Genomic DNA, 18,083 nt, shown 5'->3' with positions numbered 1-18,083 from the left:
CGCGGTTCCCGGCCTGGACTAGGCCAGTTCGTTGACCGTTTTGCCGTCGCCGTCCAGGATCTTGATGGTCGGCCGGTCGTTCTCGTCGACCTGGAGCACGATTCGCGGACGGCCTTGGGAATCGCACAACGCGAGCTGCGCGCCGAAGGTGGTGTGGCAGCCGAAGGCCGCCCGCGGCGTGGCACGGACGCCGGGCCCGGCATCGGGATCCGGAACACCGTTGATGGTCAAGCCCGCGCCGCCCACGCCGTCCTTCGCGGACAAGCTGAGGCTGATGCCGTCCACCGCGTGCGGATAGTCGAAGGCGATGTGACCGCCGGTGGGGTGGACGAGCAGGCCGCCCTTTTCGTCACCGGTCTCGTCGTTGAAGATCAGATAGGAGCCGTTCTCCGGCCCGGAGCGCCGCTCTGGCGGGTAGGTCCGGCCGTCGATGATCAGCGGCGGCTTACGGCTGTCGAGCAGGAACCGCTGCCGTCCTCGCTTGTCCACCACGGTGAACGACGGGGTCGCCCGGGACTTGTCGTCCACTGTTGAGTCCACAGTGGACTCCTTCGCGTCCGCGGTGCCGCCGGTCAGCAACGCGCCACCGGCGGTCGCCGCCATCCCGAAGACCGCCCGTCGCCCGAGATCCCCTGTCATCGCCCCAGCCTCCTCAAGTCGGTTCCCTGGACGGTAGCAAAGATCGGCGCGAGATGTGACAGTTTGCCAAAATCTGTCACTCAAGGCGGATGAGGGCAAGACGGCGGAATTCCTCGAAATCACCTTCGAATGGCGTAGGCGAAATGCCGTAGCGGGATTCGAGGATTCGGCCCATCAAAGGCCGTTGCCCGCTTCGAAGTATGATGCGCGAGAGTGAACCGTCTCGACAGCGAACGGGTCATGGCGGATGATCAGATACGCGCGGCACCCTGCGAGCAAAACCCTTGTTGCGTTCAGTTCCCTGCTCCCATTATTTGGCGAAAAGGAAATCCATGCATGACGATGATGAGCCAGTAGGCCGGGTGCTCGGCAGGCGGCAGGCGTTGATTCTGCTCGGCGCCGCCGGTGCGACCCTCGCTGTCGCCGGAACCACCACGGCACGTGCCGCCACCCCCATCGCGGGATCACCCGAGGTCTGCACGCTGGATTGTGTGGTCAAGCCAGAGCAGATGGAGGGTCCGTACTTCGTCGACGAGCGGCTCAACCGCTCCGATATCCGCAGTGAACCGGCCACCGGGCAACTGGTTCCCGGCACCGCGCTGATGATCAATTTCACCGTTCAGCAAATTCGTCAGCAGCAGTGCACGCCACTGCCGGGAGCGATGATCGACCTCTGGCAGTGCGACGCGTTCGGGCTGTACTCCGATATTCCGTCTCAGGGAAGTTCCGGCCGTCGTTTCCTGCGCGGTTACCAGAATACCGACCAATCGGGAGCGGCTCGGTTCACCACCATTCTTCCTGGCTGGTATTCGGGACGCACGCTGCATATCCACGTCAAGATACGCACGGTCGGGACGAACGGCCGGCCGTACGAGTTCACGTCGCAGCTTTACTTCACGCCCGAGTTCGGCGCGGCGTACCTCCGGACCGATCCGTACCGGCGGAAGGGGCCGGCCGACACGACCAACAGCCGGGACTCGATCTACCGCAACGGCGGCGCCCAAATGCTGCTGCGTCCCCAGCAGGCCGGGAACGGCTACACGGCGGACTTCGCGATCGGTCTCGATCTGTCGAACACCCAAGTCGGCAGGCCCGACTAGCGCAGGCCCGGTAAGTCGCCGGGGCCGGCGAACGCGGGCGGCGACGGTGGGTCCTGCCCGATAGTGAGCGGCACGCGCACGCGCGCGTGCCGCTCACGGCTTCGGATGTGCTGGTGGACCGGGTCGGTTCTTGCTCATGCGCAGGATCAAGTCGACCGCGTCCTCCGAATGGGCTGCCGGAGTCAGGACCTCTTGGAGGAGCAGGCCGCGAATCGCGGCGATGGTGACGGTGGCCGTGGTGAGCGCTTCGTCGGCGTCGAGCCCTTCGCGTTCCGCGAGCGAGGCCAGCATCTTGGTCAGGTCGTCGAGTGAGTCGATGAACTCACGAAAGTCCTGTGGGCTGTACGCGGCCAGCCCTACGACGTGAAAGAAGCCGCGGACACGCGACAGCTGCTCCGGGCGGGTATAGGTCCGCCAGATTGCCACGACGAGGTCGTCGAAGGTGCCCTGCGGGGCGGCCTCGAAAAGCGCCTCGTTGTCGTGGGATCGCCGCGCCTTGAGCATGGCCGCCAACACTCCCGGAAGCGACCCGAAGTGGTATCGCAGGAGGGCGTGGCTGGTCCCGGCCCGGGCCGCGATTTCCCGCAGTGACACCTCCGGGGCGGGAAGGGTCTCGCCGAAGGCGTCGAGAAGCCGAGCCAGGAGGCGCTCGCGTGCGTCACCGGTGCGTTCCGTGCTTGACAAGATCACTCCCACAGTTTATCCATTGGAAAAGAGCGAAGGGAATGACTTGTGGGAAGTTTTCAGCTTGTCGGCGTCGTCCACGCCGGACGTGTCGTGAAGGACCTCCGATGAGCACCATGTGGCACGGCTGCCTCGCTGACACCGACTACTTCGAGACGCGCTCCAGCGGTGGGCACGACTACGGCGTCTGGGTCACCACGCCGCCGGGCTACGACCCCGCCACTACGCGAGCGCCTGCCGTGTATGTGCTCGACGGCAACTGGGCCGTGGGCATGACGGCCCCGCTCATCGTCACCCAGGCGGACCCCATGCAGCGGATACAGCCCTACATCCAGGTCAGCGTCGGCTACGCGGGCGAAGGCGCCCAGCACTGGGATCGGCTGCGCAACAGAGACCTCGTGCCGCCCGGCGAGCCCATCGCCAAGGAACTTTTCGATGCCGTGGAGATGGGGTGCAAGCGGGCGCGAGGACACGCGAGGAATCCGACGCCTACCTCGCCGAACTGCGCGACACCACGCCGACGTGTTCCTGAGCTTCCTCACCGCGGAACTGCACCCGCGGATCGAACGCGACTACGGCACAGCCACGAGCGGGCACGGCCTTTTCGGCTATTCCTACGGCGGGCTTTTCAGCCTCTACACCTGGCTCACCGGCAACACGCTCTTCGAGAGCATCGGAGCGGGCAGCCCCGGCGTCGCCGGTGAAGACACAGATCTTCACCCAACTCCAAGAGCTGGGTGACCGGCAGCAGGCCGCCAAGCTTCACGTGACCCTCAACGAGCGGGAGCTGCTCGGAGACCTGGCCATCTACCAAAACCTCACGAAGAACACCGCCACCGTCCTGCACCGCCTCACCTCTCTCGGCGGAGCCGTCACCAGCGCCGTCCTGCGCGAAACGCACGTGACCGGCCTGCAGGCCTCATTCCTCAGCTACCTCAGGACTTGCCGGGCCCGGTAAGCGCGAACGCCGCGGCCGGGCGACCGCGGCACAGTTCGATACCCGCGAATCCGCTGGACGTACGGCGCGATCCCGACCCATACTCGGGAGTGGATCATGGCGGGTCCCGGCGTGGACGGGACCTGAGGCCCGCGAGGGCCGCCGACGCCTCGGCGAAAGGACCCCCGCGTGCCGACCATGGCCGCCTCTTCCGGCGTGTCCACCCTTGAGTACTCGAAACGGCGTCGCGCGTTCGCGATCGGTGCCCTCGCTCTCGGCGCGTTCGGTATCGGCCTGACCGAGTTCGTCGTCGTCGGCCTTCTCGGGCCGCTCGGCGAGGACCTCGAAGTGTCCATTCCCGCCGCCGGACTCCTGGTCACCGGCTACGCGGCGTCGGTGGCCATCGGCGCGCCGATCATGACCGTCGCCGGGACCAGGCTGCCGCGCAAGATCATGCTCAGCGTGCTGATGAGTCTCTTCATCGCCGGGAACGTGCTCTCCGCCACCGCCCCCGGATACGGCGTGCTCATGGCGGGCCGCGTCATCTCCGCCTTGTGCCACGGCGCTTTCATGGGCATCGGCCCGGTCATGGCCGCGAGCCTCGTCGCCCCGGAGCGGCGCTCCCGTGCCATCGCGCTGATGATGACGGGACTGACGTTGTCGACCGTGGTCGGGGTGCCGTTCGGGACGGCGCTGGGCCAGCGGCTCGGCTGGCGCTCGGCGTTCTGGGCCATCGCCCTGATCGGCGCGGCCGCGCTCGCCGCGATCATCGCGTTCGTACCCGCGCGGCCGAATGACACGGGAGGCGGGCTTCGCCGCGAGTTCGCCGTGTTCCGCCGTCTCCAGGTCTGGTCGGTGTTGACGGTGACGATGCTGGGCTGGGGCGCGGCCTATGCCGCCATCACCTTCCTGGAGCCGATTTTGACGCGGGTCACCGGCTTCGGAACTTCGACGGTGCCGTGGTTGCTGTTGCTCTTCGGCGCGGGGCTGACCGCCGGGAACCTGCTCGGCGGCAAGCTCGCCGACCGAGCGCTGACACCCACGCTCTACGGCACCATCCTCGCCGCGACCGCCGCGTTGGCCGTCTTCGCTTTCGCGGTGCACGAGCGGGTATCGGCGGTGATTATGGTGTTCGTGCTGGGGGTGGCGAGTTTCGCGATGGTCCCCGTCTTCCAGACCCGCGTGATGGACGTGGCCAAGGACGCGCCGTCGCTCGCCTCTTCCGTGAACGCCGCGGCGTTCAACGTCGGCATCGCCCTCTCCGCCTGGTTCGGCGGGATGGCGATCGACGGCGGTCTCGGACTCATCGCTCCGGTGTGGATCGGTGTGGCGCTGGGTGTGGCCGCGCTCGGCGTCGCCTTGGCCTCCGGCGTCGTCGAGCGGCGCCACCGGCATCGAGGGCGCCGTCCGGAGACATCTTGACTCGGACCCCCTGTGGGGAGCGGCCGGGAAGGCGCACACCGGCGCTTGTCGACCGGTGCCCGCCGACGCGCGATTCATCGATCTCGGCAACCCGAACTCGGGTTCCCGGGTTGGTGCCGCCGGAGGGAAGTTCACGCTGGAATTCATGCGGCGGGACGAACGGGCCGCCCGCGAGTCCTCCTAGGGTCGTCACCAGCGAGGCCAGGAGGACAGGTATGCGCACGCTCTTGCGCGGCGGTCGTGTCGTCGATCCGGCCACCGGGTTCGAAGGCACCGTCGACGTGCTGGTCGGCGACGGCGGAATGCTCGCCGTCGGATCGGGACCGCCGCAGGCCGGGGACCAGGCCGCCGTCGCCGGGTACCTCGTCGGACCGGGCTTCGTCGAGCTGCACAGCCACGTGCGTTCGATCGCGGCCCACCGGCCGCAAGCGATGGAAGGGGTCACCATGGCGCTCGACCCGGAGGCCGGGATGAGGCCGGTCGGCCGGGCTTACGCGGCGACGGCCGCGGCGGGACGGCCGCTGCACGCTCGGCTTCGGCGTGCTGCTCGGATACGCGCCGGTCAGCGTCGAGTCCGGAATACCATTCCGTCCGGTCGAACCAGCCGGTTCGGACGAGGCCGGACCTACCTTCGGGAGTGCGGACACCGGTGCCGAGCAAACCGCATACGAGTCTGAGCCGCGTCATCGAAGCACTCGGGGACGTGCTCCTCGAGCCGATCGCGGTCGGCCGGGACACCCGTCGCCACCTCGGCGGCGTGGTGATCCACGATCCGTACGACGACGCCGAGTTCCCCGACCGGGCAGTGGTCCTCGGGGTCGGGGTGCGCGATCCCGGGGAGATCGTGAAGCTACTGCACGAGGTCGGCGAACGCGGCGCGTCCGCGCTGATCGTGCGCTCGCCGACCTCCGCGCCGGCCGAGCTGGCGCGGGCGGCCGCCTCCTCCGGGGTCGCGTTGGTCGGGCTGGCGAGCAGGGCGTCGTGGACGCAGCTGGCCGCGATGCTCCGCACGTTGCTGGCCGAGGGTGACGTCGGCGACGTCTCCCCGCAGGCACTCGGCGGAATCCCGACCGGCGATCTGTTCGCGCTCGCCAACGCGATCGCCGCGCTGCTCGACGCGCCGATCACCATCGAGGACCGCGACTCGCGGGTGCTCGCGTTTTCCGGCCGCCAGGACGAAACCGACCCGCCGCGGGTCGAAACGATCCTCGGCCGCCAGGTGCCGGAACGCTACACCCGGGGCTTGGAGCAGAGCGGCTTCTTCGACCGCCTCCACCGCGAGACGGGACCGGTTTACTTCTATCCGGACGACGACGATGGCGAGAACCGTCCCCGGGTGGTGGTCGCCGTCCGGGCGGGCGATGAGGTGCTCGGCTCGATCTGGGCCGTGGTCGATCACGCGCTGAGCGAAGAACGTGCGGTGGCGCTGGTGGAAGCTTCGAAGATCGTGGCGTTGCACCTGCTCCGGCTGCGGGCCGGAGCCGATGTCGAACGTCGGCTGCGAGCCGATTTGGTGAGCACCGCGCTCGAAGGCGGGCGCCGGGCCCCGGAAGCCGTCGGGCGCCTCGGCCTGCTGGGCCAACCCGCCGTCGTGCTCGCGATGGGTTTGCTCGACCCGGCCGACGACGGCCCCTGGCTCGCCACCGAACGCCAACGCGTCGCCGACGCCCTCGCCATGCATCTGAGCGCGGTCCAGCCGCGCTCGGCGGTCGCGCTCATCGGCGAGGTCGCGTACGGAATCGTGCCGGTGCCCGGAAACCACGGCGATCATCAGGAACGCGCGGTGCGCGTCGCGACCGCGTTCCTGGAACGAATCGGGCACCGGGTCTCCGCGGCGATCGGCGTCGGACCGCCGGCACTCGAGGGCGCGGACCTGTACGACTCCCGCAGCGGGGCGGACCGGGCGTTGCGGGTGCTGCTCGCCAACGGCGGCGCCAAGCGGGTGATCACGGCCGAAGACGCGCACGTCGACGCGCTGATGCTCGAGCTGGCGGACCTTTCCGCGGCCCGCGGCGACGCCGCGACCGGGCCGATCGCGAGGCTGCTGGCCTACGACCGGGAACACCAGTCCCAGTTCGTGCACACGCTGCGGTGCTGGCTCGATTCGTTCGGGGACATCAACGCCGCGTCGGCGGCGGCATATGTGCATCCGAGCACCTTCCGCTACCGGTTGCGCCGGCTGGCCGAGGTAGGCGGAATCGACCTCGACGACCCACGGGACCGGTTCGCGGCGATGGTGCAGCTGCATCTGCTGCTCCATGGCATGCGGCCCGGAGAAGCCTGACACCCCTGTCCGAGCGGATGAACTTTCCCCGCCGGTCTCCTCGGTCCGGACGAACAAGGGACGTCCCGCCGCGACCTAGCATTCCCGCAACGCCGGACCATCCACACCGGACAAGAGGTGCGCATGTCGAAAATTTCCGAGATCGATACCTGGCTCCGGGAGAACTTCTCCCTCTTGCTGGACAAGCACCAGGTGCCCGGTGCCGCGATCGCGGTGTTCGCCGACGGCGAGGTCGTCGAGCACGCGGCGGGTGTCGTGAACACGGCAACCGGCGTGGAGTCCACAACGGACTCGGTGTTCCAGATCGGGTCGATCACCAAGATCTGGACGATCACGCTGATCATGCAGCTGGTCGACGAGGGCCTGGTCGACCTCGACCGTCCGGTGCGCGACTACCTGCCCGAGTTCCAGGTCGCCGACGCCCGCGCCGCGGCCACGATCACCGTCCGGCAGCTGGCGTGTCACACCGGCGGGTTCGAAGGCGACGTCTTCGCCGACACGGGGACCGGCGAGGACGCGGTGGCGAAGCTCATCCCGTTGCTGTCGGACGTGCCGCAGCTGTTCCCGCCGGGCGAACGGTTCTCCTACAGCAACGCCGGCTACTGCGTGCTCGGCCGCATCGTCGAGGTGCTGCGAGGCAAGTGCTGGGACGACTGCGTGCGCGAACGGCTGATCGGCCCGCTCGGCCTGACCCATGCCGGCTGCGGGGCCGAGGACGCCGTCCGCCATCGTGCCGCGGTCGGTCACATCCTGCCGGAATCGGGCGGCGAGCCGGTGCCCACGAAGGTCTGGTCGCTCGCCCGCTCCAACGCGCCCGCCGGTGCGACGCTGGTCATGCGCCCGCGCGATCTGCTGACCTTCGCCCGCATGCATTTGAACGAAGGTAAGGCCGACGACGGTGTCCAGGTGCTGTCGCCGGAATCGGTGCGCGCGATGCGCGAACGGCAGGTCGCCGTGCCGGATCTCGGCATCATGGGCACGCACTGGGGCCTCGGCTGGGTGGACTTCGGCTGGCAGGGCGGCACGGTGGTCGGCCACGACGGCGGCACGATCGGCCAGTCGGCCTTCCTGCGGGTCGCGGTGGAGCACGACGTCGCGTTCGCGTTGCTGACCAACGGAGGGGCGACGCTGAAGGTCTACCACGAGATCGCCACCAAGCTGATGCGCGAACTCGCCGGGATCACGGTCCCGCCGCTGCCCGAACCGGGTCCCGCGCCGGCCCCGGCCGATCTTTCCCGGTATGTGGGGGAGTACTCGTCGCGGGTCCTCTCCACCGTCGTCACCGCCGAGGGCGGCCGGCTCTGGCTGCGGCGCACCCCGAAGGGGGAGTTCGCCGAACTCGACGAGCCGTCGGGCACGGTGGAGCTGCTGTCGTGGCACGGCGAAACCTTCGTCGCCGCCATTCCGGAAGTCCCCGGCGCCTACGTGGCCCACGTGTTCGTCGGCGACGACGGCACCGGCCGGGCCCGGTTCCTCCACACCGGACGCGCGGACCGGCGGGTGGCGAAGTGAGCGACATCCGCGAACGGATCGAGGCCGTGTTCGCCGCAGCGGGTGCCGAAGGGTCGCTGCACGCGAGGGAAGTCGGTGTGCCGGACGGTGCCGAGGTGTCGGTCGGCGCCGACGATCAGGTGGTCCTCGCCTCGGTGTTCAAGATCCCGATCGCGCTCGCCTATGCCAAGGAAGTGGTGGCCGGACGACTCGACGAGACCGAATACACGAAGGTGACCGCGCGGTACCGGATCGGCGGCATCGGCACCGCGGGCTGCGCCGACGACGTCGAGATGACCTGGCGCGACCTCGCCTGGTTCATGCTCACGATGAGCGACAACGCGGCGACCGACCTGATCTGGAACCGGATCGGCCAGGAGACGATCTGCCGGGCGGTCGCCGACCTCGGGCTGTCCCGCACCCGGCTGATCGGCTCCTGCGAGGACTCGTTCCGGATCGGGATCGCCGAACTCGGCGGGACCGATCTCGCCGAGATCGACGCACTGCTGGCCGCGGCCACCGAAGAACAGGTGCGGAACCTGTCGATGTGCGACCCGGAAAGGGAAACCTCGTCGACGCCGCGTGAGACGACCGAACTGCTCGACGCGATCTGGACCGACCGGGCGGGCGAACCCGAAGCCTGCGAACGCGTCCGGACGATCATGGCCCAGCAGATCTGGCCGCACCGGCTGTCGTCCGCATTCCCCTCCGGTGTGCGGATAGCCGCGAAAACCGGGACTCTGCCGGGCATCCGCAACGAAGCGGGAGTGGTGACCTTGCCCGAGGGCCGCCGGTTCGCGGTCGCGGTGTTCACCCGCGCCCATTCCCTCGACGATCGCCTTCCCGAAGTCGACACGTCCATCGGCGCCGCCGCCCGGCTGGCAGTCGACCACCTCCTTGCCGAGAACGCGACACCGTAGGAGAACTCCCGTGAAAACTGCTCGGCACACCGCCGTGACGGCAGTAGTAGTGGCTTTGACCGTGAGCGCGTGCGGGGCCCCGGCGCCTTCCGGAACGGATCCGACCGCGAACCGGAAACCGGCCGACGGCAAGACCTTCACCTACGCCGTCGGTTCGGATCCGGGAACGCTCGACCCGGCGCTCACCGTGCTCTCGATCGCCGGCGAGATCGGTCGTTATCTTTATGACGGGTTGCTCGGCGTGGACGGCAAGGGGCAACCCGAGGCCGGGCTCGCGGCACAGTGGGAGGCCACCACGACCACCGCGTCCTTCACCCTGCGCAAGGGCATCACCTGTCCCGACGGGAGCCCGCTCACCGCGACGGACGTCGCGGCGAACATCAACTTCGTCGGCGACCCGGCGAACAACTCACCGATCGCGGGCAACACGGTGCAGGTGGGCACGAAGGCGGTCGCCGACGACGCGGCGGGCACCGTGAAGGTCACCAGCGGGGCACCGGACGCGTTCCTGCTGCGCAACGCCGGCAACGTCCCGATCGTCTGCGCGAAGGGCCTCGCCGACCGCAAGACGCTGGCCAGGGGCGAGAACGGCACCGGCATGTTCACCATATCCGAGGTCGTCCCGAACGACCACTACACGCTGACCCGGCGCAAGGACTACAACTGGGGCCCCGGAACCTTCGATCCCGGGCAGAAGGGCTTGCCGGACAAGGTGGTCATCCGGGTCATCCCGAACATGACGACCGTCACGAACCTGCTGCTGTCCGGCGAACTCAACGCCGCACAGGTGAGCGGACCGGATCAGCAGCGCCTGCGGGCGCGCGGGTTGTTCCACGCCGACACCACCGTGGCGTTCGGGGAGTTGTGGTTCAACCAGGCGCCCGGCCGGTTCGGCGCGGACCAGGCGATGCGCCGCGCACTGGTGCAGGCACTCGACCTCGCCCCGGTCGCCAAGGTCCTGACCCGGGACGCCGGCGCCCCGGTCCGGGGCTTGATCACCATGGAACCCCTGGCGTGCACCGGCGACTCCGCCACCGGGCACATCCCCGGCTTCGACCTCGCCGCGGCCAAGACCGCGCTCGAAGCGGCAGGCTGGAAACCGGGCCCGGACGGCATCCGGATGAAGGACGGCAAGCGCCTCGCGCTGACCGCCATCTACGGCACGCAGCTCGGCGCGACCATGACACCGGCCGCCGAGCTGATGCAGCGGGGCTGGAAGGAGGCAGGCGTCGACGTCACGCTCAAGGGCCTGGACAGCCCGGCGACCAGCCAAACCCTGTTCGCCACCGGCGACTGGGATCTCTCGATGGCCCCGGTCAGCTTGAATCTGCCGAGCCAGCTGATCCCGTTCGTGTCCGGCAACCGGCCCCCGGAGGGCACGAACTTCGCGCACATCGACAACCCGCGGTACGACGCGCTGGTCGCCAAGGCGGCCACCCAGGTCGGGACCGCGGGCTGCCCGGACTGGCTGGCCGCGGAGACGGCGCTGTTCGAACGCCAGGACGTCGCACAGTTCGCGAACTCGCTGCTCCCGACCTTCGGGAACAAGGCACGGTTCGAGATCTCGAACACCTTCCTCCAACCGTCGTCGATCCGGATGTACGACTGACGACCGGCGTGGTCGCCGCGGCCGTCGTCGGATACCGACAGGCCAGGCGGCGGCTCAGCAGGCCTTGACGATGACCGAGTGTGCCTTGCTGCCGAGGTCGAGGATTCTCACGTCCTTGTTCCCGGCGGGCACGCGGACCTGATAGGTGCCGGGGTCGACCGGGTAGCCGAAGTAGCTGCCGGCCGGGGCGGCGCCGGTGCCCGCGATCATCCTGTCGCCGCGGTGGATAGTGGTGGAGACCGCTTTGCCGCAGTTGTTGGAGATGTAGATCTTGCCTTTGGTCGCGGCGGAGGCGGAACCCGCGCCGAGGACCGAGATGGCCAGACCCGCGGTGGCCAGAATGGTGAGAGCGCGCCGGGCGGTCGTCATGGTGCTCCTTCAGGTGTGGTCGGACTCAGCCACAAGGTATCCGCGAGCGCGTCCGCACACTGTCGGTCGAACGGACCACATTCCCAAGCACCGCCAGGATGTACGCGAGTTCGTCCGACCGTGGTTCGCCAGGCTCACTGGCTCGATCGCTTCCGGCGGAGCCTGTGCTTGACCCCCTTGGCGTTACGGACGACCGGATCGAGCAGGTCGCGCGGTCCCGAACCATGGTGCTTTCGCGAGGCGCCTTCGGCAGATTTTGCCGGGACCGGAGTTTGAGCCGGTTCGGATCCCGGCTCCGCCAAGGCGGTGTCTTCAGGGTCCGGCCAGTCGGGGACCGCGGATTCGAACCGCGGACCCGCCTGTGCCGGAACAGGGCCGGGGTCACCGGTGCCGGGGTCGGTGACCGGCGCGGCGACGGCCGGTGCTCCGCCGAGGTTCGGCCGGGCCATCGGCGACCGAGGCCCGCTGGGAGCGTGATCCCCGCCCGACCGGGGAACTCGCCTGGGGCCGGCGCCGAGGATCATCTCCGGGGTGACCGCCGGGATCATGAGTGGTGTGTGCGCGGTATCGGCGTTCGGCACCGCCGGTTCACGGGCCACGGGATACCGGGCCAAAACATCCGCTGCCGGAGTCCGGGCCCGGGTATTTGTTCGTTGGCCGACCCGGGCGAGGCCATAGACGCCCAGAAGGCCGAATAGTCCGGTCAGACCCCACAATGCCGCCGTCATTGCCTTCCTCCCTTTCCTCGTTTCGTTGGAAACCGGGTGACCGGTTGGCGGTCGTCTAATCCGAAAAGCCCCGTGTGGGTGACACGAATCGGGTGAATCGCGTGTGAGCGGGCTGGGGGCGGGTACGCAGAAATCGATCGATCTACCACCGAGGGAAGGATCATCGAATGCTTCACAGGACAGCGAAATTGATTTCCGCATGTGCGGTGTCCGCGGCCATTGTTTTGACCGGAGCGGTCCCGGCCGACGCGGCGCCGGCGCCCGCGATCGCGACACCGGCGGGGCAGCAGGCCGACAACAACCCCAACGACCCCAACGACAGGAACGACAGGAACGACAGGAACGATTCCGACGGGGACAATGGTTTATGGGGCCTGCTGGGGCTGCTCGGTCTCCTGGGCCTTGCCGGGCTCGTCCGCCGTGAACCGAAACCGGGTGCGATGGCGGGATATCCGGCCGCGGGTCCGGGGACGCCGCCGGCGAACACCTATCCGCCCGCCGAACCACGACAGAACCCGCCGGGTGCTTGAGCGTCGTCTCCAGCCACCGCCGAAGTGGGTCGGCGCACACACCGCGTGTTCGGGCGCGGTCGTCGGCAGGCTCCGGACGGGAGAGACGGGTGTCACACGATGGGGTCGTGACGATCTTCTCAGGACGGGGTCCCAGTGGTGTGGAAGTAAGGATGGAACGGGCTTGAACTTCCATCGAGACCGCAAGAACCGACCCGAGGAGAAGTCATGACGAATTCGACCGCGGCCAAGGCCCCCAGCCAGTCGGCCCAGGTAGAGAAGACCGGTACGGGCGCGTTGGAGTCGAGCAAGGGCGCCACCACCATCGCCGACACCGTCGTGGCGAAGGTCGCCGGCCTGGCCACTCGGGAGATCTCGGGTGTGTACGACCTGGGCGGCGGTGCGGCCCGGGCGTTCAGCGCGATCCGTGAGCGCATCCCGGGCGCCACGGCCTCGGCGAGCCAGGGTGTCTCGGTCGAGGTCGGCGAGAAGCAGGCCGCGGTCGACCTGCAGATTCTCGTCGAATACGGCGTGTCCATCGCCGACCTCTCCCGCGCGGTGCGCAGGAACGTCATCGGCGCGGTCGAGCAGATCACCGGGCTCGAGGTCGTCGAGGTCAACATCAACGTGTCCGACGTGCACATTCCCGGCGACGACGAGGACGAGGACGCCAAGAGCGACACCGGCCGCGTCCAGTGACCCCCGGCGTCGAGATCGACGCCGACCGCATCGCCGCCGCTGTGCAGGCCCAACCTCATGTCGCGGGCCTGCACAGCGGCCGGTTCGGCGAGATCGCCACCCTCCTGCGTGGTCGCCGGATCCCGGGGATCCGCATCCGCGACGACGAGATCACCATCGGTGTCACCGGCCGCTATCCGGCGACCGCCGTCGAGATCAGTGACGACGTCCGCGCGGCGGTGGGGCCGGTCGGCCTCCCGGTACACGTGCGGATCGGCGATATCGCCTCCGCACCAGCCAAGGAGAAACCATGAATTCCACGCATCTCGGCCTTCTCACCGGCCTCGCACTCGGCCTCGCGGCCGCTTTCGGCGGGTTCAGCGCGTTCATCGTCGTTCTGGTCCTCGGCGCCCTCGGACTGCTGGTCGGCCGTGTCCTCGACGGCAAGCTCGACCTTTCGCAGCTCACCGGCCGTGACAGGGGTTGAGCCCATGACCGCCACCCTGTCGAGCGCGACCCTCGGAACGGCTGCTCCCGCCGACGCCGAAGACCGGGGCATCCTCACCATTTCCGACAGCACGGTGGAGCGGATCGCGGCGCACGCGGTGACCGAGGTCGACGGTGTCGGCGGTGCCGCGAGCCGTGTGCTCGGTGTCGCTGTCGGTGGCGAAGACCTCGACAACAGCGCCAAGGTCACCGCGAAAGTCAGCGGTGGTGCCGCCAGTCTCGACGTCAGGCTTTCCCTCAGCTATCCGATGTCGGTCTCTCGCACCACGGAGAACGTCCGCCGCCATTTGATGCGCCGTGTCGAGGAGTTCACCGGTCTCACGGTGTCGCAAGTGGACATCACCGTCACCGCGCTGCACACCGCCACCGCCGAAACGAGGAGGGTCCAGTGAAACGCCGCCCGCGCCGCAGCATTCCCGCGACCCTCACCGGGATCGTCCTGCTCGCCGCTTGCGCTCTCGTGGCGGTCGTCGCGGTCCAGATGCTTCTCGGTGAGACTCCCTGGATTCGTTACGACACCGTCGCCGGCACCTTGCACGATCTGCGCTGGAGTGACGTCGCGACGGCCGTCATGGGCGGCGTCGCGGTGCTCCTCGGGTTGGTCCTGGTCATGGCGGCGGTGCTGCCCGGCAGGCTCACCGTCCTGCCGCTCCAAGGCGATTTGGACTCCGGAGCCTCGCGTCGGAGCTACCGCTCCACCCTTCGCGCCGCGGCCGCGGCGGTGGACGGTGTGTCCAGCGCGACGGTGAAGCTCAAGTCTCGCAAGGTTTCCGCGAAAGTGATCACGGGGCGGGCGACCACCGATGGTCTCGCCGAAGCCGTTCGCGGCGCGATCGCGCACCGGCTCGACCAGATCGACCCCGCCATCCGCCCGACCGTCAAGGTCAAGGTCCGCAGTGCCAGGAGCGTGTCATGACCAGCCTCAACCGGCCGTCCCGGCTCAATCGCACGTTGCTCGCCTTGTGTGGTCTCGTCCTGATCGCGGCCGGTGTTTTCACCCTGCTGACCCATTTCGGCAAGCTCACCGTCCTGCGACCGGAATCCGCGTTGGTGGCCGGTACGGGGCAGCCGCCCACCTGGACGCTCTACGTCGCCGCCGCGGTCGCGGTCGTCCTGGGTTTGCTCGTGCTGCGATGGCTCATCGCGCAGCTGACCCGTAAGCCCAAGACCCACACCTGGCGCTTCGAAACCGATCCCGCCGCCGGTCGCACCGAGCTGGCCGCGGGCGCCGCGATCGAGCCGTTCGTCGCCGAGGTCTCGAACTATCCCGGCGTCCACGCCGCGCACGCGACGCTCGCGGGGACCCGCCACACACCGGCCCTCGCGCTGGTGATCAGTGCCGAACAGGACGGCGACGTCACCGAGATCCGCCGCCGGATCGACACCGACGGCCTGCCGCGGCTGCGGCAGGCACTCGATCTCGACACCCTGCCGGTGACTGTGGAGTTCCGCTTCTCCGCCAAGACGGGCGCCCGCGCCCTTTAGCCGTTCCCTTCGTCAGCCGGTGGCCTCTTCCGCGGCCACTCCGCGGGTGGTGATCACGCGGGCGCTGCCGTCGGCGAGCCGGTAGGACAGACCGGCGATGGCGGTTTCGCCGGATTCGATCTTGTCGGCGAGGAGCCGGGAGCGGTCGATGAGGAGATCGACGGTCTGGCGGATGTGTTCGGCGATGATGTCGTCGTCTTCGGTGAGTCCGGCGGCGCGGGCGGCGAGCACGCTGGGCGTGACGCGTTCGATGACGTCGCGGACGAAACCATTGGTGCCGAGGCCGTCGGTGAGGGCGGCGCGGGTGGCGGCGACCGCCCCGCAGGAGTCGTGGCCGAGGACCACGATCAGGGGGCAGTCCAGCACGCTGACGGCGTACTCGATGCTGCCCAGCACTTCCGCGCCGGCGACGTGCCCGGCGGTGCGGACGACGAAGAGGTCTCCCAAGCCGCGGTCGAAGATGATCTCGGCGGCCAGTCGTGAGTCCGAGCAGCCGAAAAGGGCGGCGAAGGGGCGTTGTCCAGGCGCGGTTTCGGCGCGTCGGGTGGCGTCCTGGTTCGGATGCTCGGGTGTTCCGGCGACGAACCGCCGGTTTCCGGCCAGCAACAGGTCGAAAGCCTCGGAGGGGGTCAGCTGCGCGTCGATCATGGGGCAGAGAATAACCGGTGGAGAACCGGCGAATCGGACACGAAGCGGGTCTCGTCGCACATGTCACAGGACGCGCAAGCCATTCGGCTGGTCGGGGAGGTCGCGGATGGTGAGGAGGATGCGGAAGGCGCAGGGTCAGCGGGTTCGCGCGGCGGACGGTGAACGCCAGGGCGTTCCGCGGCGTTCGTGGACGAAGAGCTGTTCGATGGCGTGAGCGACGTGCGAGCCGTATTCGCGTTCCAGCAGGTAAAGGCCGAGATCCAGGCCTGACGTCACCCCGCCGGCGGAGACCAGGTCCCCGTCGTCGACGACTCGCGCGTGGACGGCTCGCACACCGGTGGCTTCAAGCGCTTCCATGCCGAGCGGGTGGGTCACGGCGTGGCGGCCTCCGATGAGTCCGGCCATGGCCAACGCGAGCGAGCCTCCGCACACGGTCGCCACGGTCACGTCGGGATTGGCCAGCGCCCGCTTGATCAGCGGCGTGGCGGCGCTCTCGACGAACCTCCCCAGCAGCACGGGGATCGTTTCCTCTTCGTCGGGGTCGCCGTCCACTGGCCCGGAGGCGCCCGGGACGACGAGGTAGCCCGGCCTCTCCGGATCGAGGACGCCGTTCGCTTCCAAGGCCATGCCGCGGGTTCCCGACACGACCCGCCGGGCGCCCTCCGCGGAGACGAACTCGACGTGCAGCGTTCGGCCGGCCTCGTCACTGCCTGCGGCCAGTACTTCGAACGGCGCGATCGCGTCCAGCGGGTCGAACCCGTCGAACAACACGATTTGCGCGGCTTGGGTCATCGACGGAACTCCTTGTGATGGTCCCGGCGGGGTCGCCGGTGGCTCAGCTCGGGTGGACGTTCAGGCTTTGGAGATCGGTGCCGACGACGAGGCGGCCGGAGTACCCCCGCTGTGCCGCCCGCCACCGCGTCACGGGATTGTTCGCCGGGACGAGGTGAGTGAGCACAAGGGTTTTCACGCCCGCGGGCTCGGCGACCTGAGCCCCGACCTGCTCGATCGTCGTATGCGACGAAAGCAGGTGCTCGCGCAACGCGTTGGCCGTCTCGGGTGGAAGGACGGAGACGATCCGCTCGACGAATCGCACGTCGATGACCTCATGGACGAGATAGTCGGCGTCACGTGCGAGATCGATGAGGTTCTCGCTGACCGTCGTGTCCCCTGAGACCACTATCGACCCGTCGGGGGTGTCGAAACGGTAGGCGAAAGCCGGTGCCGTGGGGTGATGGTCGACGAGAGTCGCCGTGATCTCGACGTCGCCGTCCCGCCAGAGGTGGATAGGGGAGGAGAGACGCGGTGGCCTGCCGCCCGGATCGGGCGACCAGATTCCGGTCAGGTCGATGTCGTGGAGCCGGAACAGGCTGTCGGGCCCGGCGAGTGCGCTGTCCCGCGCCCGGTCGTTGAGATCCGTCGCGAAGGCTTGCCGGAGGTAACCGGTCATGCCCACCAGACCGGGTGTCGGATCGCCGGGATTCACCACCGGCGGTTGCGGCCTCCCGGGAGGAAAGACCCGGGGCAGAGTGCTCCGGTCTCCCGGTCCCCACACCTCGATCGGCGGTGTGGTGCGGCCGATCGAATTGGACATGCCGGTGCTGTACATCGCGGGCCAGTCCGTGACGTGGTCGCTGTGGAGATGGGTGAAGAACAGCCCGCGTACGTTGCCGAGCATGTTGCCTTCGTCGACGCCTGGCGGTAATCCAGCCTGTGCCAGGCGCTGATAGGCACCCATTCCCAGATCGACGACGTAGACGCGGTCTTGATGAACGACGGCCGTGGACGTCCCGGACCTCCGGTGGTCGAGAACCGTCGGGCCACCCGCGGTTCCCAAAAGGACGAGCCGGGTCCGGCCGCCGACGTCCGTTCGCTCCGGAGCGGCGTCGGCGATTCCCGTTCCTGCCGCCAGTGATCCCACGGCCGTCGCGCCCATGACCTTGAGGAAACGGCGGCGACTGGAGCCGTCCTGTGCCTGAGCCTCGAGCACGGCGCGGGCGATCACATCACACATGGTGCTCTTTCTGTCGAGTACGCCATCGGTCGGCGGAAGAAGTCTCCGAACCCCGACAA

23 protein-coding genes are annotated in these 18,083 nt (G+C 68.7%); 16 read left to right on the top strand and 7 right to left on the bottom strand.

The features are described from left to right. Nucleotides 1–18: 18 nt before the first annotated feature. A complete protein-coding gene (locus AVL48_RS03250; protein WP_061983665.1) occupies nt 19–639 on the bottom strand; it encodes a hypothetical protein in 621 nt (206 codons plus the stop codon). A gap of 332 nt (nt 640–971) precedes the next feature. Here AVL48_RS03250 and AVL48_RS03245 point away from each other — a divergent pair, with 332 nt between their 5' ends. Beyond that, nucleotides 972–1,739, top strand: a complete 768-nt coding sequence (locus tag AVL48_RS03245) for a dioxygenase family protein (RefSeq protein ID WP_061983666.1) — start codon at nt 972–974, stop codon at nt 1,737–1,739. Nucleotides 1,740–1,832: 93 nt separating this feature from the next. Here the strand turns inward: AVL48_RS03245 and AVL48_RS03240 are convergent, their stop codons facing one another. Then, on the bottom strand, nt 1,833–2,429 hold the full coding sequence (locus AVL48_RS03240; RefSeq protein WP_061983667.1) for a TetR/AcrR family transcriptional regulator: 597 nt from the start codon (nt 2,427–2,429) through the stop codon (nt 1,833–1,835). 516 nt (nt 2,430–2,945) lie between these two features. On the opposite strand from AVL48_RS03240, the gene AVL48_RS40775 reads away from it, so the two are divergent. The 8 genes from AVL48_RS40775 to AVL48_RS03205 all read left to right on the top strand — a co-directional run bounded on the left by AVL48_RS40775 (nt 2,946) and on the right by AVL48_RS03205 (nt 11,086). After that, nucleotides 2,946–3,164, top strand: a complete 219-nt coding sequence (locus tag AVL48_RS40775) for an alpha/beta hydrolase-fold protein (RefSeq protein WP_425266076.1) — start codon at nt 2,946–2,948, stop codon at nt 3,162–3,164. Further along, on the top strand, nt 3,124–3,381 hold the full coding sequence (locus AVL48_RS40770) for a hypothetical protein (RefSeq protein WP_425266075.1): 258 nt from the start codon (nt 3,124–3,126) through the stop codon (nt 3,379–3,381). Before AVL48_RS40775 ends, AVL48_RS40770 begins: the two co-directional genes overlap by 41 nt. Before the next feature lie 177 nt (nt 3,382–3,558). Next, nucleotides 3,559–4,782 (top strand): MFS transporter, encoded by a 1,224-nt coding sequence (locus tag AVL48_RS03230; RefSeq protein WP_061983812.1) that lies wholly within the window; start codon nt 3,559–3,561, stop codon nt 4,780–4,782. 215 nt (nt 4,783–4,997) lie between these two features. Beyond that, nucleotides 4,998–5,459 carry an amidohydrolase family protein gene (locus tag AVL48_RS03225; protein WP_061983668.1) on the top strand — a complete coding sequence of 154 codons (462 nt, stop codon included), beginning with the start codon at nt 4,998–5,000 and terminating at the stop codon, nt 5,457–5,459. Beyond that, a complete protein-coding gene (locus AVL48_RS03220; RefSeq protein WP_061983669.1) occupies nt 5,420–7,066 on the top strand; it encodes a PucR family transcriptional regulator in 1,647 nt (548 codons plus the stop codon). Before AVL48_RS03225 ends, AVL48_RS03220 begins: the two co-directional genes overlap by 40 nt. Before the next feature lie 123 nt (nt 7,067–7,189). After that, nucleotides 7,190–8,578 carry a serine hydrolase gene (locus AVL48_RS03215; RefSeq protein ID WP_061983670.1) on the top strand — a complete coding sequence of 463 codons (1,389 nt, stop codon included), beginning with the start codon at nt 7,190–7,192 and terminating at the stop codon, nt 8,576–8,578. Next, a complete protein-coding gene (locus tag AVL48_RS03210) occupies nt 8,575–9,477 on the top strand; it encodes a serine hydrolase (protein ID WP_061983671.1) in 903 nt (300 codons plus the stop codon). Before AVL48_RS03215 ends, AVL48_RS03210 begins: the two co-directional genes overlap by 4 nt. A gap of 10 nt (nt 9,478–9,487) precedes the next feature. Next, nucleotides 9,488–11,086: an ABC transporter substrate-binding protein gene (locus AVL48_RS03205; protein WP_061983672.1), complete on the top strand. Its 1,599-nt coding sequence runs from the start codon at nt 9,488–9,490 to the stop codon at nt 11,084–11,086. 54 nt (nt 11,087–11,140) lie between these two features. Here AVL48_RS03205 and AVL48_RS03200 read toward each other — a convergent pair whose 3' ends face one another. Beyond that, on the bottom strand, nt 11,141–11,455 hold the full coding sequence (locus AVL48_RS03200) for a hypothetical protein (protein ID WP_061983673.1): 315 nt from the start codon (nt 11,453–11,455) through the stop codon (nt 11,141–11,143). A gap of 134 nt (nt 11,456–11,589) precedes the next feature. Continuing rightward, complete coding sequence (locus AVL48_RS03195; protein WP_143104753.1) at nt 11,590–12,003, bottom strand: hypothetical protein; 414 nt, start codon at nt 12,001–12,003, stop codon at nt 11,590–11,592. 368 nt (nt 12,004–12,371) lie between these two features. Here AVL48_RS03195 and AVL48_RS03190 point away from each other — a divergent pair, with 368 nt between their 5' ends. The 7 genes from AVL48_RS03190 to AVL48_RS03165 all read left to right on the top strand — a co-directional run bounded on the left by AVL48_RS03190 (nt 12,372) and on the right by AVL48_RS03165 (nt 15,362). Then, entirely contained in the window at nt 12,372–12,713 is a 342-nt protein-coding gene (locus tag AVL48_RS03190) for a WGxxGxxG family protein (protein WP_244162283.1), read from the top strand. Nucleotides 12,714–12,920: 207 nt separating this feature from the next. Further along, nucleotides 12,921–13,391, top strand: coding sequence for an Asp23/Gls24 family envelope stress response protein (locus AVL48_RS03185; RefSeq protein WP_061983676.1), 471 nt, complete (start codon nt 12,921–12,923; stop codon nt 13,389–13,391). Next, the gene (locus AVL48_RS03180; protein ID WP_061983677.1) at nt 13,388–13,684 is read left to right on the top strand and encodes a hypothetical protein; all 297 of its coding nucleotides are present in this window, start codon (nt 13,388–13,390) and stop codon (nt 13,682–13,684) included. Before AVL48_RS03185 ends, AVL48_RS03180 begins: the two co-directional genes overlap by 4 nt. Then, entirely contained in the window at nt 13,681–13,857 is a 177-nt protein-coding gene (locus tag AVL48_RS39455; protein WP_167386328.1) for a hypothetical protein, read from the top strand. The genes AVL48_RS03180 and AVL48_RS39455 overlap by 4 nt, the downstream gene beginning before the upstream one ends. Before the next feature lie 4 nt (nt 13,858–13,861). Further along, a complete protein-coding gene (locus tag AVL48_RS03175; protein ID WP_061983678.1) occupies nt 13,862–14,269 on the top strand; it encodes an Asp23/Gls24 family envelope stress response protein in 408 nt (135 codons plus the stop codon). Continuing rightward, on the top strand, nt 14,266–14,793 hold the full coding sequence (locus tag AVL48_RS03170) for a DUF6286 domain-containing protein (protein WP_061983679.1): 528 nt from the start codon (nt 14,266–14,268) through the stop codon (nt 14,791–14,793). The genes AVL48_RS03175 and AVL48_RS03170 overlap by 4 nt, the downstream gene beginning before the upstream one ends. Next, nucleotides 14,790–15,362 carry an Asp23/Gls24 family envelope stress response protein gene (locus AVL48_RS03165; protein ID WP_061983680.1) on the top strand — a complete coding sequence of 191 codons (573 nt, stop codon included), beginning with the start codon at nt 14,790–14,792 and terminating at the stop codon, nt 15,360–15,362. Before AVL48_RS03170 ends, AVL48_RS03165 begins: the two co-directional genes overlap by 4 nt. A 12-nt stretch (nt 15,363–15,374) precedes the next feature. On the opposite strand, the gene AVL48_RS03160 is transcribed toward AVL48_RS03165, so the two are convergent. The 3 genes from AVL48_RS03160 to AVL48_RS03150 all read right to left on the bottom strand — a co-directional run bounded on the left by AVL48_RS03160 (nt 15,375) and on the right by AVL48_RS03150 (nt 18,024). Further along, nucleotides 15,375–16,010, bottom strand: coding sequence for a carbonic anhydrase (locus AVL48_RS03160; RefSeq protein WP_061983681.1), 636 nt, complete (start codon nt 16,008–16,010; stop codon nt 15,375–15,377). A 135-nt stretch (nt 16,011–16,145) separates the two neighbouring features. Further along, nucleotides 16,146–16,802, bottom strand: a complete 657-nt coding sequence (locus AVL48_RS03155; RefSeq protein WP_061983682.1) for a DJ-1/PfpI family protein — start codon at nt 16,800–16,802, stop codon at nt 16,146–16,148. 43 nt (nt 16,803–16,845) lie between these two features. After that, on the bottom strand, nt 16,846–18,024 hold the full coding sequence (locus AVL48_RS03150; RefSeq protein ID WP_061983683.1) for an MBL fold metallo-hydrolase: 1,179 nt from the start codon (nt 18,022–18,024) through the stop codon (nt 16,846–16,848). Between the last annotated feature and the right edge of the window lie 59 nt (nt 18,025–18,083).

The sequence above is a fragment of the Amycolatopsis regifaucium genome, assembly GCF_001613935.1.
Lineage (GTDB): Bacteria > Actinomycetota > Actinomycetes > Mycobacteriales > Pseudonocardiaceae > Amycolatopsis > Amycolatopsis regifaucium.
The sequence above is the reverse complement of the archived record's forward strand: the minus strand, read 5'-3'. Positions and strand labels throughout refer to the sequence as shown.

Bases quoted from the DNA above. Each gene is read 5' to 3' on its own strand.
- AVL48_RS03160 (WP_061983681.1), bottom strand. From the start codon at position 16,010: ATGATCGACGCGCAGCTGACCCCCTCCGAGGCTTTCGACCTGTTGCTG.
- AVL48_RS03250 (WP_061983665.1), bottom strand. From the start codon at position 639: ATGACAGGGGATCTCGGGCGACGGGCGGTCTTCGGGATGGCGGCGACC.
- AVL48_RS03195 (WP_143104753.1), bottom strand. From the start codon at position 12,003: ATGATCCCGGCGGTCACCCCGGAGATGATCCTCGGCGCCGGCCCCAGG.
- AVL48_RS03225 (WP_061983668.1), top strand. From the start codon at position 4,998: ATGCGCACGCTCTTGCGCGGCGGTCGTGTCGTCGATCCGGCCACCGGG.
- AVL48_RS03185 (WP_061983676.1), top strand. From the start codon at position 12,921: ATGACGAATTCGACCGCGGCCAAGGCCCCCAGCCAGTCGGCCCAGGTA.
- AVL48_RS03215 (WP_061983670.1), top strand. From the start codon at position 7,190: ATGTCGAAAATTTCCGAGATCGATACCTGGCTCCGGGAGAACTTCTCC.
- AVL48_RS03230 (WP_061983812.1), top strand. From the start codon at position 3,559: ATGGCCGCCTCTTCCGGCGTGTCCACCCTTGAGTACTCGAAACGGCGT.
- AVL48_RS03150 (WP_061983683.1), bottom strand. From the start codon at position 18,024: ATGTGTGATGTGATCGCCCGCGCCGTGCTCGAGGCTCAGGCACAGGAC.
- AVL48_RS03245 (WP_061983666.1), top strand. From the start codon at position 972: ATGCATGACGATGATGAGCCAGTAGGCCGGGTGCTCGGCAGGCGGCAG.
- AVL48_RS03165 (WP_061983680.1), top strand. From the start codon at position 14,790: ATGACCAGCCTCAACCGGCCGTCCCGGCTCAATCGCACGTTGCTCGCC.
- AVL48_RS03175 (WP_061983678.1), top strand. From the start codon at position 13,862: ATGACCGCCACCCTGTCGAGCGCGACCCTCGGAACGGCTGCTCCCGCC.
- AVL48_RS03155 (WP_061983682.1), bottom strand. From the start codon at position 16,802: ATGACCCAAGCCGCGCAAATCGTGTTGTTCGACGGGTTCGACCCGCTG.
- AVL48_RS03200 (WP_061983673.1), bottom strand. From the start codon at position 11,455: ATGACGACCGCCCGGCGCGCTCTCACCATTCTGGCCACCGCGGGTCTG.
- AVL48_RS39455 (WP_167386328.1), top strand. From the start codon at position 13,681: ATGAATTCCACGCATCTCGGCCTTCTCACCGGCCTCGCACTCGGCCTC.